Annotated in this window: 15 protein-coding genes; 11 read left to right on the top strand and 4 right to left on the bottom strand. The window is 69.0% G+C overall.

Annotation, left to right across the window (positions count from 1 at the left end; translation table 11 throughout):
- The first annotated feature begins 333 nt into the window (after positions 1 to 333).
- Both J3S89_RS21560 and mgrA read left to right on the top strand, forming a co-directional pair.
- A complete protein-coding gene (locus J3S89_RS21560; RefSeq protein ID WP_217931395.1) occupies positions 334 to 618 on the top strand; it encodes a hypothetical protein in 285 nt (94 codons plus the stop codon).
- 124 nt (positions 619 to 742) lie between these two features.
- Positions 743 to 1,786: an L-glyceraldehyde 3-phosphate reductase gene (gene mgrA, locus J3S89_RS21555; protein ID WP_217931394.1), complete on the top strand. Its 1,044-nt coding sequence runs from the start codon at positions 743 to 745 to the stop codon at positions 1,784 to 1,786.
- A 40-nt stretch (positions 1,787 to 1,826) separates the two neighbouring features.
- Here the strand turns inward: mgrA and J3S89_RS21550 are convergent, their stop codons facing one another.
- Positions 1,827 to 2,759: a DMT family transporter gene (locus J3S89_RS21550; protein WP_230489021.1), complete on the bottom strand. Its 933-nt coding sequence runs from the start codon at positions 2,757 to 2,759 to the stop codon at positions 1,827 to 1,829.
- Positions 2,756 to 3,784, bottom strand: coding sequence for a bifunctional riboflavin kinase/FAD synthetase (locus J3S89_RS21545; protein ID WP_217931392.1), 1,029 nt, complete (start codon positions 3,782 to 3,784; stop codon positions 2,756 to 2,758). The genes J3S89_RS21550 and J3S89_RS21545 overlap by 4 nt, the downstream gene beginning before the upstream one ends.
- 438 nt (positions 3,785 to 4,222) lie before the next feature.
- Here J3S89_RS21545 and J3S89_RS21540 point away from each other — a divergent pair, with 438 nt between their 5' ends.
- Positions 4,223 to 4,606, top strand: a complete 384-nt coding sequence (locus J3S89_RS21540) for a response regulator (protein WP_217931391.1) — start codon at positions 4,223 to 4,225, stop codon at positions 4,604 to 4,606.
- Positions 4,607 to 4,674: 68 nt separating this feature from the next.
- Positions 4,675 to 5,343 (top strand): protein phosphatase CheZ, encoded by a 669-nt coding sequence (locus tag J3S89_RS21535; protein WP_217931389.1) that lies wholly within the window; start codon positions 4,675 to 4,677, stop codon positions 5,341 to 5,343.
- 74 nt (positions 5,344 to 5,417) lie between these two features.
- On the opposite strand, the gene J3S89_RS21530 is transcribed toward J3S89_RS21535, so the two are convergent.
- Complete coding sequence (locus J3S89_RS21530; RefSeq protein ID WP_217931387.1) at positions 5,418 to 6,179, bottom strand: VOC family protein; 762 nt, start codon at positions 6,177 to 6,179, stop codon at positions 5,418 to 5,420.
- Positions 6,180 to 6,293: 114 nt separating this feature from the next.
- On the opposite strand from J3S89_RS21530, the gene J3S89_RS21525 reads away from it, so the two are divergent.
- Positions 6,294 to 6,746 carry a MarR family winged helix-turn-helix transcriptional regulator gene (locus J3S89_RS21525; protein WP_217931385.1) on the top strand — a complete coding sequence of 151 codons (453 nt, stop codon included), beginning with the start codon at positions 6,294 to 6,296 and terminating at the stop codon, positions 6,744 to 6,746.
- Between the two features lie 24 nt (positions 6,747 to 6,770).
- On the opposite strand, the gene J3S89_RS21520 is transcribed toward J3S89_RS21525, so the two are convergent.
- Complete coding sequence (locus J3S89_RS21520) at positions 6,771 to 8,381, bottom strand: EAL domain-containing protein (RefSeq protein ID WP_217931383.1); 1,611 nt, start codon at positions 8,379 to 8,381, stop codon at positions 6,771 to 6,773.
- A gap of 246 nt (positions 8,382 to 8,627) precedes the next feature.
- On the opposite strand from J3S89_RS21520, the gene J3S89_RS21515 reads away from it, so the two are divergent.
- From J3S89_RS21515 to groL, 6 genes are all read left to right on the top strand, one after another.
- The gene (locus J3S89_RS21515; RefSeq protein ID WP_230488908.1) at positions 8,628 to 8,822 is read left to right on the top strand and encodes a heavy-metal-associated domain-containing protein; all 195 of its coding nucleotides are present in this window, start codon (positions 8,628 to 8,630) and stop codon (positions 8,820 to 8,822) included.
- Between the two features lie 103 nt (positions 8,823 to 8,925).
- Positions 8,926 to 10,680, top strand: a complete 1,755-nt coding sequence (locus J3S89_RS21510; RefSeq protein ID WP_217931380.1) for a glucan ABC transporter ATP-binding protein/ permease — start codon at positions 8,926 to 8,928, stop codon at positions 10,678 to 10,680.
- Between the two features lie 343 nt (positions 10,681 to 11,023).
- A complete protein-coding gene (locus J3S89_RS21505) occupies positions 11,024 to 11,269 on the top strand; it encodes a hypothetical protein (protein ID WP_217931378.1) in 246 nt (81 codons plus the stop codon).
- 166 nt (positions 11,270 to 11,435) lie between these two features.
- A complete protein-coding gene (locus J3S89_RS21500) occupies positions 11,436 to 11,936 on the top strand; it encodes a cupin domain-containing protein (protein WP_217931376.1) in 501 nt (166 codons plus the stop codon).
- A gap of 363 nt (positions 11,937 to 12,299) precedes the next feature.
- Positions 12,300 to 12,593 carry a co-chaperone GroES gene (gene groES / locus J3S89_RS21495; RefSeq protein ID WP_217931375.1) on the top strand — a complete coding sequence of 98 codons (294 nt, stop codon included), beginning with the start codon at positions 12,300 to 12,302 and terminating at the stop codon, positions 12,591 to 12,593.
- An 84-nt stretch (positions 12,594 to 12,677) separates the two neighbouring features.
- Positions 12,678 to 14,321 carry a chaperonin GroEL gene (gene groL / locus J3S89_RS21490; RefSeq protein ID WP_217931373.1) on the top strand — a complete coding sequence of 548 codons (1,644 nt, stop codon included), beginning with the start codon at positions 12,678 to 12,680 and terminating at the stop codon, positions 14,319 to 14,321.
- The last annotated feature ends 190 nt before the right edge of the window (positions 14,322 to 14,511 follow it).

Genomic DNA, 14,511 nt, shown 5'->3' with positions numbered 1-14,511 from the left:
GGATCCGCGAAGGCGGCGCCGTCAGGCGCGCTCGCGCGGAGCCGGGCCGATAATTCGCGCCGTGGAGGCGCGGCGGGCGGAAGAAACCGCCGGATCGGATCGCCGCTGGGTCATGGCGCCGGTTCTAACAGGTGACGGCGGGAACCGAAAGAGGCCGACGGGCGTTCCCCTCGCATCGATCGTCGTCCGTGACCTCCATCGGAGGCGGGAACGCCGGTCGGGACGAAGGTCTGAGCGAAATCGGTAGCGCGACGGATTGCCGAAGCGGCCGAACGGTCCGACATGAAGACGGCGGCCCCCGTCGGGGCGTTCGTCCGAACCGGAGGAAACACCATGGCCGATCGTGAACTCTCCAAGGAACTGGCCGATCTCGGCGCGCGGATCGAAGCCCGCATCGCCGACATGAAGCAGAGCGGTGAATTCCGCGACGTCCACGCCGCCGCCTTCGCCGACGTCGAGGCGCGGCGCACCAACCTCGAGGCGCGCATGGAGAGCCTCGTCGCCACCGGCAATCTCGCCGGCGCCGCCGCGCTCGAGCTGCGCCGCGACGTCGACGCCCTCGTCGACGGGTTCGAGGCGGCACTCTTCGGCATCGACGCCCAGGCGCGTCGCGGCTGACGACGTCTGCGACCCGTCCCGCCGCCGCAGGTCACCCATGCGTCGGCGGCGGCGCGTGCGCATGGACGGGCGTGCCGCCCTCCGTCATGCTCGCCTCCCCGAGACGTGGGCAACGGAGAAGACGATGACCTGGTCCCCTGCCGCCGATCGTTACGAGACGGCGCGGTTCCGTCGCTGCGGCCGAACCGGCCTCGATCTGCCGATGCTGTCGCTCGGCCTCTGGCACAATTTCGGCGACACGATGCCGATCGCGACCCAGCGCGCCATGCTGCGCCGCGCCTTCGATCTCGGCATCACCCATTTCGACCTCGCCAACAACTACGGCCCCCCGTACGGCTCGGCGGAGGTGAACTTCGGCCGCATCCTGCGCGAGGACTTCGCCGCCCATCGCGACGAGCTGGTGATCTCCTCGAAGGCCGGATGGGACATGTGGCCGGGGCCCTACGGCAAGGGCGGCGGCGGCCGGAAATACGTGATCGCCAGCTGTGATCAGAGCCTGAGGCGCCTCGGCGTCGACTATGTCGACATCTTCTATTCGCACCGCTTCGACGCCACCACGCCGCTCGAGGAGACCGCCTCCGCGCTCGCCGACATCGTGCGCGCCGGCAAGGCGCTCTATGTGGGCATCTCCTCCTATTCGGCCGGCAAGACCGAGGCGATGGCCGCCTGCCTCGCCGAGCGCGGCGTGCCGCTCGCCATCCACCAGCCCTCCTACAACATGCTGAGCCGTTGGATCGAAGGCGGTCTGATGGAGACCGCCGGCCGTCTCGGCGCCGGCATCATCGCCTTCACGCCGTTGGCGCAGGGCCTCTTGACCGGCAAATATCTCGGCGGGATCCCCGAGGATGCCCGCGTCAATCGTCCGGGTGGTGGCACGCTGAGGCCCGAGCACCTGTCCGAGACCAATCTCGCCCGCGTCCGCGCCCTCGCCGAAATCGCCGCCCGGCGCGGTCAGAGCCTGACCCAGATGGCGCTGGCCTGGGTTCTGCGGGACCCGCGCGTCACCTCCGCGCTGGTCGGCGTCTCCTCGGTGCGCCAGCTCGAGGAGAACCTGGAGGCGCTCGATCGCCTCGACTTCTCGCCCGAGGAACTGGCCGAGATCGATCTCCATGCGGTCGAATCCGGCGTCAGTCTGTGGTCGAAGCCGGAGCACGATCAGCCGGTGTGATCGGCCGACCGGAGCGATCCCGCCACGCCGCCCGTGCGCCTCACGCGCTCGGCGGCAGCGCCCGCGAGCGCCCGCGCACCCGTTCGCGATGCACGATGTAGAGGCCGGAGGCGACGATCAGCCCGATGCCGGCCCAGGTCGGCGGATCGGGGAAGTCGCCGAAGACGAGCAGGCTGAGGCCGGTCGCCGAGACGATCTCGAGATAGCCGAACGGCGCCAGCACCGCCGCCGGCGCATGGCCGAAGGCCGTGACGATCATCCCGTGCGTGACGAAGCTCAGCACGCCGATCGACAGGAAGATCACCCAGCCCATCCCCTGCGGCCACACCACCGGCGCCGACAGGACGCCGGCCCCGGCCGACGCCGCCAGGACGATCCCGAGCGCCACCGTGCCGACGAGACCCGTGGTGAACTGCACCGCCGTCAGGCTGCCCTGGCCCGACAGCTTGCGCGTCATGATGTGATAGCCGGCGAAGGTGAGCGCCGAGCCGAGCGGCAGCAGCGCCACGTGGCCGAACTGCTCGAAGCTCGGCCGAATGATGATCAGCGTGCCGAGAAAGCCGACGCCGCAGGCCGCCCAACGCCGCCAGCCGATCGTTTCGCCGAGGAAGATCGGCGACAGCGCGGTGAGGATCATCGGCTCGGCGAAGGCGATGGCGAGCGCGTCGGTGAGCGGCATCGCCGCCAGCGCCGAGAAGAAGAGCAGCGACGTCGCCGCCAGGAAGAGGCCGCGCAGCACGTGGCCGAGTGGACGCGGGGGGATCAACCGGCGTCCCTCGCCGATCACCAAGCCGACCACGCCCGCCACCAGCAACTGACCGACGAAGCGGACGAAGGCGACCTCCATCGCCGGCATCGACTGCGTCAGCACCTTCGCCATGACGTCCATCGACGGCACGATCAGCATGGCGGCGGTCATGATGACGATGCCGCGCAGGATCGAGGCGGCACCCGGCGCGGCGGGAGGGGTCACGACGAGGCCTCGCCGACGCCCTCGGTGGCGGCCAGCGCCCGGTCGAGCGCGCTGCCCGAGCCGATCGTCGAGAGCACCGCGCGCGCCTCGGCGCCGTCGAGATGCATCTGCTCGATCAGCGCGGCGACACTGGCGAATTTCGCCTCCGGCCGGAGATAGGAGACGAAGGTCACCTCGGCGTGGCGGCCGTAGAGGTCGCCGGAGAAGTCGAACAGATGGGTCTCGAGCACCGGCGCGCCGTCGTCGAACTGCGGCCGCCGGCCCCAGTTGGCGACCCCGAGCCGCCGCTCCCCGTCGATGGTGATCGTCACCGCGTAGACCCCGTGCCGCAGCCGGCAGTCGGGGGCGAGATGCATGTTGGCGGTGGGGAAGCCGAGGTCGCGGCCACGCCGGTCGCCGCCGACGATCGTGCCCTCGACGAACCAGCGATAGCCGAGGAGCCCGGCCGCCTCGGCGAGATCGCCCGCCTCGAGCGCCGAGCGGATCCGGCTCGACGAGACCGGCGCGCCGCCCTCGCAGCCGAAGGGATCGACCACGTCGACGGTGAACCCGTGCCGCCGCCCGGCCGCGTCGAGGAACGCGGGCGAACCCTGGCGCCCGCGCCCGAAATGGAAGTCCCAGCCGATCGTCGCCCCGACGAGGCCGAGCCGGCCGACGAGAACCTCCTCGACGAAGGCGTCGGCCGAGAGCGAGGCGAGGGCCTGATCGAAGGTCGCCACCACCAGACCGTCGAGGCCGAGCGCCGCGACGAGGCGCGCCTTGGCCTCCGGCGGCGTCAGGCGGAACACCGGCCGGTCGGGGGTGAAGAGGGTGCGCGGATGCGGCTCGAAGGTCAGCGCCAGTGCCGGCCGGCCTTCCGCGCGCGCACGGTCCAGAGTGGCGGCGAGCACGCTCTGATGGCCGCGGTGGACCCCGTCGAAATTGCCGATCGCCACATGGGCGCCGAGAAGCCGTGCCGGCAGCGGGCGGGAGAGGTCGAACGTGGAGGACGCCGGATCGGGGCGGTGTCGCGGCAGATCGGACATCGGAAATACGCTCGATTCGCTGAAACCCGGCCCGGGGTCGGACCGCGATGGGGTCGGGGAGCGCGCGCTCGCCGGCGGACGAACCTGCCGTGGGGCGCCGATCGGGTCAAGAGCGCGCGTACGCGAGCCGGCTCTGCACGCGATGAGGAACAGGGTTAATCGTATCTTTCCGCCGAAATGGCGTCGGGCGAGCGTAATTCCGGAGAAGAGCGCAGAAAAGATGCACGGTGTGCAGGTCAGTCGCCGACCGCTCCCGAGAAGAGCGGTATTTCGGGGAGATGGTGGGTTTTCCTCATTAACCGAATGTTTGAAGCTGCCGATTAGATTGCATCGAAGGCCGGGGAACGGCGCCGCCGAGAAGGCGACGTGGGGGCCCCCGGTGTCAGAAGAACGGAACGTCTCGGCCAGGGACGTCGCAGCCTGTTTCGGAGTACCAACATGGCGCTGGACCTTTCGATGCCGGTTCTCGTGGTCGACGACTACAAGACCATGATCCGGATCATTCGCAATCTCCTCAAGCAGCTCGGCTTCGACGACGTCGACGAGGCGTCCGACGGCACCGAGGCGCTCGGCAAGATGAAGGAGCGTCGCTATGGTCTGGTCATCTCCGACTGGAACATGGAGCCGATGACCGGCTACGAGCTGTTGAAGCACGTGCGCGCCGACTCCGGTCTGACCAAGACCCCGTTCATCATGGTCACCGCCGAGTCCAAGACCGAGAACGTCATCGCCGCCAAGAAGGCCGGCGTGAACAACTACATCGTCAAGCCGTTCAACGCGCAGACGCTGAAGGGCAAGATCGAGGCGGTCTTCTCCGACTGACCGTTCGAACGTCCGGTGCCGCAGGGGACGCGACGCCGGCAACGACCTGGGACAAAGGGGATTGGGACATGGCTCCGGCACATCCGGAGCAGCTGGCCAAGATCGTCGACTTTCTCACGAGGGAACGCCGGGATCTGTCGCTCGACGACGTCATGGTGCTCGCCGAACGCATGGCCGAGACCCTCGACGAGACCGTCGCGCGGGTCGATGGGCTGCTCCATGACGAATTCAAGGCGATCGTCGGTGAGATCGCCGCTCTGCGCCGCGAGATCGGGGCCGTGCGGCCCGGTCACATGCGCTTCGAGAAGATTCCGGAGGCCGGGCGGGAGCTCGACGCCGTCGTCGAGGCGACGGAGGTCGCGACCAACGCCATCATGGAAGCGTCCGAGAGCATCATGGCCGCCGACGCGACCGACCCCGACGCCTACAAGGCGCTGGTCGACGACAAGGTCATGGTGATCTTCGAGGCCTGCTCGTTTCAGGACATCACCGGCCAACGCATCCGCAAGGTCGTGCGCACGCTCGATTGGATCGACGTCCGTCTCGCCTCGCTCGTCAAATCGCTCAAGATCGTCGAGGACGACGGAGAGGCGCACGAGGAGACGGAGGAGGAGCGGCGCATGCGCGAGCAGATCCTGCACGGGCCGCAGCACGTCGGCGAAGGCGTCAGCCAGGATTTCGTCGACGACGTCTTCTCCACCAACGATCAGGCCGACATCGACGCCCTGTTCCGCTGAGGCGCCGACCCGGCGTTTCGAAAGCCGCGAGGCGGGTCTCGAGGCCGCCCTCGCGGCTTCAGCCGTCTCGGGGCCTATCTATGCCTCGGGCCGACCAGGGCGAAACGGATCCCCTGCGGGTCGCTCGCCTGCACCACGAAGGCGCCGCCCGGCACCTCCATCGGGCCGAGCACGAGCCGCCCGCCGGCCGTGCCGATCCGCTCGATCGCCGTGTCGATGTCGTCGACCGCGACGTAATAGAGCCAGCCCGGCGCCACCCCCTGGGGCGCCGGCGCCATGCCGCCGATCGCGCCGGCCTCGCCGGCGAAGAGCCGGTAGTCGCCCATCGCGCCCATGGGAAAGACCTGATCGGCCCTCCAGCCGAACATCTCCGCGTGGAAGGCCATGGCGGCGCCGGGGTCGCCGGTCATGAGTTCGTGCCAGGCGAACGCGCCCGGCGTCATCGGCGCGAGCGGGGCCATCGCCATGACCGGAGCGAAGAGGCCGAGCACCGCCCCTTGCGGATCGGCGACGACCGCGAAGGGGCCGACCTCCGGGACCTCCATCGGCCCGAACAGCAGGCGCCCGCCCAGACTCTCGACCCGCGCGACGGTGGCCGGCAGGTCGTCGACGCCGACGTAGCCCATCCAGCCGAAGCGGCCGCTCATGTCGCATCCCGGCATCGGGCCCATCAGGCCGGCGATCGGCCGCTCGCCGATCCGCGCCAGGGCATAGCTGCCGCCGGGCATTCCGGAATCGACCAGAGTCCAACCGCACACGGCGGCATAGAAGGCCTCGGCCGCCGCCTTGTCGGGCGTGGTGAGTTCGTACCAGACGAAGTCGCGGATCACCGTCATCGGTCGTTTTCCTCCATCCGACGATCGCCCGCACCGCCGCGCGGTCGCGCCGGGACGGTCGAAGCGCCGCGCGGGCGGCTTGACGTCGACTGTTGATATCAACATATCTAGGGCATGTCGAATCTTCTCCCCTACGAGACCACGATCGAGGTTCGCGACACCTGCCTCTGTCTCCATGCCCAGCGGGCGGCAAGGGCGCTGGCGCGCCGCTTCGACGAGGTGTTGCGGCCGGTCGGCCTCACCAACGGTCAGTTCTCGCTGCTGATGGCGCTGAACCGGCCGGAGCCGCCGTCGCCGGGATCGGTCGCCGAGCTTCTCGCCATGGACCGCACCACCCTGATCGCGGCGTTGAAGCCGCTCCAGCGGCAGGGACTGGTCGCGACCGCCGTCGCCGAACGGGATCGTCGCGCCCGCCGCCTGATCCTGACCGAGGCGGGCCGCCGCCGCCTCGCCGAGGCGGTACCGCTGTGGCGTGTCGCGCATCGCGACCTCGAGGCGGCGACGCCGGGCCTCCGCGCGGACGAGGCACGCGCGATGTTCCGCGCCCTGTCGACGCGCGCGGACTGAAAGGGGGAGGGGGCGTCGCCGCTCTCAGCTCCGGGTGGGGCCGGTTCCGGTGGCGGGGATGATGCGGATGCCCGGGCGCGGCGCCTCGTCGGCCTCGGCGCGCGGGGCCGGCTTACGCGGCGCCGGCGCCGGCGCCGGCGCGGGACGAGCCGCCGTCGCCGGACGGGCGGGCACCGCCGGCTGCGGGCGCGGCATCGGCGCGGCGGCGGGCTCCACGGCCGGGCGCGGCTCGGGCGCGGGCCGTGCTTCGGCGGCGGGCCGGGTCTCTGTGACGGTGCGGGCCTCGGCGGCGGGACGTGCGGCCGCCGCCGTCCGGGCTGCGGCGGCGGCCTGTGCCAGCGCGCCGGACGGGCGCTCGATGTTGGAGGAATCGATCCGGACCGGGCGCGGCGGCGCGAACAGGAAGCCCTGACCGAGCCGCACCCCGTAGTCGAGCACGTCGACCACTTCCGTCTCGCGCTCGATGTGATCGGCGATCAGTTCCATGCCGAAGCGGCGGAAGTAGTCGGTGAGATCGACCGGGTGAATGTCGGTCCCGAGCTCCTCGGAACGATTGAGGAGACGGTCGGCCGAGATCTTGGCCCAGCGGAAGCCGCGATCGGCGAGGTTCTGGAAGCTGATCTTCAGATCGCTCATCTGATCGATCGAGAAGCGGAAACCGAGCTCCTTCAGCGCCCGCATGCCCTCGTTCTCGATCGGCCCCATCGCCCGGACCGCCCCTTGCGGGAATTCGAGCACCAGCATGTCCGCGAGATCGCGGTTGGTCTCCATGAACTGGAGGAACTCGCGGAAGAAGCCGGGATGACCGAGGCTCGCGGCGGAGAGGTTGAGGAACACCCCGACCTCGCGCGAGCGTTCGGCCAGACGCCGCAGGATCGCCACCGACTTCAGGAGGATCTGCTCGTCGATCGCCGCCATGTAGCCGCGCGATTCGGCGATCGGGATGTAGTCGGACGGATGGATCGGCTCGCCGTCCTCGCCGCGCAGCCGGGTCAGCGCCTCGTAGAAGCGCACCTTGCGCTGCGGCAGGCTGACGATCGGCTGGAGATGGACGTCGATGCGCTCGGCGTCGACCGCCCGCCTGACCAGCGCCAGGAACCCGTCCTCGTCGAGATGGGCGAAGCGCTCCGGCACCAAGGGCGAACGCGGACCCGCGCGCGGCGCCGCCCGGGCCGGCTCGGCCGCCGTGGCCTCGATCGCCGTCGTCGCCCCGCCGCCGCGAATGACCGCGCTGCGGGCCTCGGTGAACTGCACCTCGAGATCGGCGACGGCCTCGATCACCTGCCGGGTGAGCGTGCCGATCACCTCGATCTCGGCCACGACCTGATCGAGCTCCTCGCGATGGCGGCGTCCGCCGCCGTCCTCGAGGGCGCGCAGGCGCCGCTCCATCGCCTCGTTGTCGCCGGCGAGTTGCGCCAGACGCCGGCTGAGGAACTCGAGGCTCTCCCGATCGGCGTCACGCCGCGCCCGCCGTCTCAGCCCCCATTGCAGGGCGGCGAGAACCAGCAGCACGCCGGCCGCGATCGCCACCGTCGTCGTCGCCGAGGTCGCGAACTGCCAATGCGCGACCGCGCCGGCCGAGACCGAGACGATCGGGATGCAGATCGCGACGAAGAGATCGGCGAAACGGCGCATGCGAGGGGATCCGGCGCGGCGCCGAAGGGGGCCACGTGAGACTGTTCGCGCCACCATGCCTGATTCACCATGGCGTGGCCAATCGCCGACCCGCCTGGACGGCCCGGCGCCGGTGGTTTTCCACGGTCGCGGCGCGGTCTCGCGACCGTGATCGCGGCCGGCTTGACCCGCCGGGGGCACGGTCGCCAAATGAGAGTGACAAATCCGTGTGCCGCGCCCCTCGGGCGCGTGACGAAAGGGATGGCCATGATCACTCTCGAAGTCGAAGGCATGACCTGCCAGGGCTGCGTCCAGTCGGTCGAACGGGCGCTGAAGAAGGCCGATCCGACCGCCGAGGTTGCCGTCGACCTCGCCAGCGGCCGCGTCGAGCTGAAGGGCGCGCTGACCCCCGACGCCGCCAAGGCGGCGATCGAGGCGACCGGCTTCGACGTCAAGAACTGACGCTAGGTCCGCATCGCCGGTCCCGACCGGCGCGAGCCCATTGCAACCGGCCCTTCGCCGGTGCATGACGAGGTCCCGCCTCGTACCTCGGACCCTCGCGCCGATGAGCTTCTTCCGTCTCTATTTCCGCGCCGTCGCCCTGGTCGGTCCCGACAAGGGGCTCGCCGCCGGCCTCGCCGTCGCCGGTATCGTGCTCGCCTTCCTCGGCTTCGCCGAGCCGATCCTGTTCGGCCGCGTCGTCGACGCGCTGACCCACGATCGGCCGGCGATGACCCTGGTGGCGCTGTGGGCCGGGCTCGGCTTTCTCGGCATCGCCGCCGGCATCTTCGTCTCGCTCCACGCCGACAGGCTCGCCCACCGCCGCCGGCTCGAGGTGATGAAGTCCTTCTTCGAGCACGTCATCCAACTCCCGGCCTCGTTCCATTCCGACGAGCAGTCGGGTCGTCTGATCGCGGTGATGCTGCGCGGCACCGATCACCTCTTCTCGCTGTTGCTCTCGGTCTTCCGCGAACATCTGACGGCGGTGGTGATGCTGGTGGCGCTGATCCCGGTGTCGATCTGGATGAACTGGCGCATGGGCCTGCTCCTGGTCGCGCTGATGGTCGTCTACGGCACCCTCTCGGTGATCGTCGTCCGCAAGACCCGCTTCGGCCAGGAACGCGCCGAATCCTATCACGCCCAGCTCTCCGGCCGCGTCGTCGACGTCATCGGCAACGTCTCGGTGGTGCAGAGCTTCACCCGCCTGCAGGACGAGGCGAGGGCGCTCCAGTCGATCATGGGCAACCTGATCGCCGCCCAGTTTCCGGTGCTGAACTGGTGGGCGCTCGCCTCGGTCCTGACCCGGGCGGCGGCGACCATCACCATCGTCTCCCTCTTCGCGCTCGGCACCGCGCTCCACGCGAAGGGCGAGATCACGGTCGGTGAGATCGTCTCCTTCGTCGGCTTCGCGACCATGCTGATCGGCCGGCTCGATCAGTTGACCCAGTTTCTCTCGACCCTGGTGTTCGAGGCGGCGGGCATGCGCCAGTTCTTCGAGGTGCTCGACCGGACCTCGACCCTGGCGGAAGAGCCGAACGCTCCGGCCCTCGTCGTCACCGGCGGCCGCGTCGTCTTCGACCGCGTCACCTTCCGCTACCCGCGCTCGACTTCGGGCATCTTCGACGTCTCCTTCGTCGCCGAACCGGGCGAGACGCTGGCGATCGTCGGCCCGACCGGCTCCGGCAAGTCGACCGCGCTCGCCCTCCTCCAGCGCGTCCGCGATCCCGACGAGGGGAGGATCACCATCGACGGTCAGGATTTGCGCGACGTCACCCTCGACAGCATCCGCCGCGCCATCGGCGTCGTCTTCCAGGACCCGGGCCTCTTCGATCGCTCGATCGCCGAGAACCTCCGCATCGGCAAGCCCGACGCCACCGACGACGAAATCCGCGCCGCCGCCCGTCTCGCCGAGGCCTCCGGTTTCATCGAGGGCAAGCAGGGCGGCTACGACACCCGCGCCGGCGAGCGCGGCCGGGGCCTGTCCGGCGGCGAGCGTCAGCGCCTCGCCATCGCCCGCGCGGTCCTGAAGAACGCCCCCGTCCTGATCCTCGACGAGGCGACCTCGGCCCTCGACAACGAGACCGAGCTGAAGATCAAACGCGCGCTCGAGACGCTCTCGAAGAACCGCACCACCTTCGTCATCGCCCACCGCCTCTCGACCGTCCGCTCCGCCGACCAGATCCTCTACATGGAGGCCGGGCGTATCCTGGAGCGCGGCCGTTTCGACGATCTCGTCGCCGCGAAGGGCCGTTTCGCCGCCCTGGTCGAGGCGGGCGAGTTGCAGGACGAGGAGGCGGACGCCGCCCAGTCGCCCGGCTGAGCGGCACGCTCGCGCCGTCTCCCGCCGGCGGCCGTCACGCCGTCGCCGGGTCGATCGGACCGCTGGATTCCGTCCACAGCGTTCCGTGATGCGTTATGTTCATACCAGCATTGCGTATCTGGAATGGGTCACTTCGACATACGCCGTATGTGTCGGCGGTTACGTCCGATTCATGATTGATGAATTGATAATTACGCCACGTTACTTAAACATTTAACGTATAAATCGAAACAAAGCGATTTGTTTGACCATGTGCTCCCGTCGTACCTTCATTTAAGAAATACGAACGGCGGCTGACGTTTTTGTATTTCTTTTTGTTCACGATTCATCGAGGTGGGATGCGATGGGCGACGGGAAAGATACATGCGAGCCAAATCCGATTACGACCTACGGGGACCCGCGATGCTGTCTCGATGGAATTTCCTTCATCGAACGCTTCGTCGTCGCCGAGGCGCCTCCTGAACTCGAGGAGGTCGAGGCCGCGATCGATGCCGAACCCCGGCAGGGGTGGGAACGCTGGGCGCGCCTCGGCCTCCTCGCCTTTTCGCTCGGCTTCTGGGTGGTGGTGATCCGCGCGGTCTTCTTCTGAGGCGAGGGGCCGCGCGGCGTAGAGGAAGAAGAAACCACATCCTCGGGCCGGTCCACGATCGATCCAATTCGAACGATCGCGACAACCGGCCCTTCCCACCCCCCTCGTTAGAGAGGGGGCGTTCCTTCGCCGGTTTGCCGGCACCTCTTTCGGAGTACTTGTCCAGATGGCCCTGTCGATCGCCCTTCCGTCCGCCTCTCGTCCCTTCTCGGTGCCGACCCATGTGCCGCTCGGCCGCACGGTCTTCACGCACGAGCATCGCAACGATTGGGCCGACACACCGATCGAACCCTCCTGGATTCTCGACGGCGACCCGCGCGCCCGCTCGATCGTGCTGGCGCGCGGTCGCGACGACTTCGCGGTGACCACGCTGTGGGACTGCACCGAGGGCACCTTCCGCTGGCGCTTCGATTGGGACGAGACCGTCCACATTCTCGAGGGGCGGGTCGAGGTGACCGACGAGAGCGGCCGCCTCCACATGCTCGAGGTGGGGTCGATCGCCTTCTTCCCGGCCGGATCCGAGGCCGAGTGGCGCGTGGTCGGCCGGATCCGCAAGCTGGCGATCTGCCGCCGGGCCTTCTCTCCCGTCTTCGCGCGCACGCTGAGCCGCTTCGGCCGTCTCCGGAGCCGCCTCGGCCGCATCCGGCGCCTGCTCGGTTTCGTCTGACATCCCTCTCGTGATAGCCCGGCACGGCGGGAATTCACGGGGGGTGCGGCCCGACCGGCCGACGCCCGTTCGGGCGCGCCTTCGCGCGCGACGCTTCGAACCGGCGGACGTGCCGTGCCGCCGCCGCGAGCCTCCCGGCCGCGTCCGCGCGGCGGCGCATCGCGCTTCGATGCTGCGCCGCGCCTTGACTTGCGCCTCGGCGCTTCCTATCTCCGTTCCGGCCGGGTTGGCACTCTCCCATGGGGAGTGCTACCCGCCACGATTTCTCCGGATCGCTCCGGGTCCCGAGGGGTGTCGACACCGGCACCGACCCGAGGGGCCGGAGCCGTACGACTCTATTCGCCCCTCGAAGGATCAGATCCCATGGCCACCACCTTCCGTCCGCTCGCCGACCGCGTCGTCGTCAAGCGCATCGAAGCCGAGCAGAAGACCGCCGGCGGAATCATCATCCCCGACACCGCCAAGGAGAAGCCCCAGGAGGGCGAAGTCGTGGCCGTCGGCCCCGGCGCCCGCGACGAGAGCGGCAAGCTGGTTCCCCTCGACGTCAAGGCCGGCGACAAGGTGCTGTTCGGCAAGTGGTCCGGCACCGAGGTCAAGATCGACGGTCAGGATCTCCTGATCATGAAGGAGAGCGACATTCTGGGCATCGTCGGCTGACGCCACCCGCCCGGGGGGGCGGCGGCTTCGGCCGGCGGTCCCACGCTCCACTCTCTTCCCTTTCTCATTCCGGAGTAGGCCCCAATGGCTGCCAAGGACGTGAAGTTTTCCGCCGACGCGCGCGACCGCATGCTGCGCGGCGTCGACATCCTCGCCAATGCCGTCAAGGTGACCCTCGGCCCCAAGGGCCGCAACGTCGTCATCGACAAGTCGTTCGGCTCGCCCCGCATCACCAAGGACGGCGTGTCCGTCGCCAAGGAGATCGAGCTCGAGGACAAGTTCGAGAACATGGGCGCCCAGCTCCTGCGCGAGGTGGCCTCCAAGACCGCCGACCTCGCCGGTGACGGCACCACCACCGCCACTGTGCTCGCCCAGGCGATCGTCCGTGAAGGCGCCAAGTCGGTCGCCGCCGGCATGAACCCGATGGATCTGAAGCGCGGCATCGAGTTGGCCGCCGCCGCCGCCGTCAAGGATCTCGAGGGTCGCTCCAAGAAGATCAAGACCTCGGCCGAGGTCGCCCAGGTCGGCACCATCTCCGCGAACGGCGAGAAGGCGATCGGCGAGATGATCGCCGAGGCGATGCAGAAGGTCGGCAACGAGGGTGTCATCACCGTCGAGGAGGCCAAGACCGCCGAGACCGAACTCGACGTCGTCGAGGGCATGCAGTTCGACCGCGGCTACCTCTCGCCCTACTTCATCACCAACCCCGACAAGATGATCGCGGATCTCGAGGACCCCTACATCCTCATCCACGAGAAGAAGCTGTCGAACCTCCAGGCGATGCTGCCGATCCTGGAAGCCGTCGTCCAGACCTCCAAGCCGCTCCTCATCATCGCCGAGGACGTCGAGGGCGAGGCGCTCGCGACCCTGGTGGTCAACAAGCTGCGTGGCGGCCTGAAGATCGCCGCCGTCAAGGCGCCGGGCTTCGGTGATCGCCGCAAGGCCATGCTCGAGGACATCGCGATCCTGACCAACGGCCAGGTGATCTCGGAAGATCTCGGCATCAAGCTCGAGACCGTGACCCTCGACATGCTCGGCCGCGCCAAGAAGGTGGCGATCTCCAAGGAGAACACCACCATCGTCGACGGTGCCGGCGCCAAGTCCGAGATCGAGGCGCGCGTCGCCCAGATCAAGGCCCAGGTCGAGGAGACCACCTCCGACTACGACCGTGAGAAGCTCCAGGAGCGTCTCGCCAAGCTGGCCGGCGGCGTCGCGGTGATCCGCGTCGGTGGCGCCACCGAGACCGAGGTCAAGGAGCGCAAGGATCGCGTCGACGACGCGCTCAACGCCACCCGCGCCGCGGTCGAGGAAGGCATCGTCCCGGGCGGCGGCGTCGCCCTGCTGCGCGCCAAGAAGGCCGTGTCGGCGCTCTCCTCCGACGTCGCCGACGTCCAGGCCGGCATCAACATCGTCGTCAAGGCGCTCGAGGCCCCGATCCGTCAGATCGCCGAGAACGCCGGCGTCGAGGGGTCGATCGTGGTCGGCAAGCTGCTCGAGTCCAACGACGACGACATGGGCTTCGACGCCCAGACCGAGCAGTTCGTCAACATGGTGACCGCCGGCATCATCGACCCGACCAAGGTCGTGCGCACGGCGCTGCAGGACGCGGCCTCGGTCGCCGGCCTGCTGATCACCACCGAGGCGATGATCGCCGAGAAGCCCCGCAAGGACGCCGCTCCGGCGATGCCCGGCGGCGGCATGGGCGGCATGGGCGGCATGGACTTCTGAGGAAGTCCGACGACGGACAGTTGCGACGAGAGGCGGCCGAAAGGCCGCCTCTTTCGTTTCGCGTCCGCTTTCGGCGGATTCTGTTGAAAAACTCAGGCGTTGCGCCGAGCGTCGATCACTGATTCACTCGTGTCACGGCGGCAGGAGTGAAGTCGATGATGGGCGATCGGCAAGTCGTTCAAGACTCCCT

Source organism: Pinisolibacter aquiterrae (genome assembly GCF_019160155.1).
In the GTDB taxonomy this organism is placed as follows: domain Bacteria; phylum Pseudomonadota; class Alphaproteobacteria; order Rhizobiales; family Ancalomicrobiaceae; genus Pinisolibacter; species Pinisolibacter aquiterrae.
This window is presented reverse-complemented; position numbering and strand designations above follow the sequence as displayed.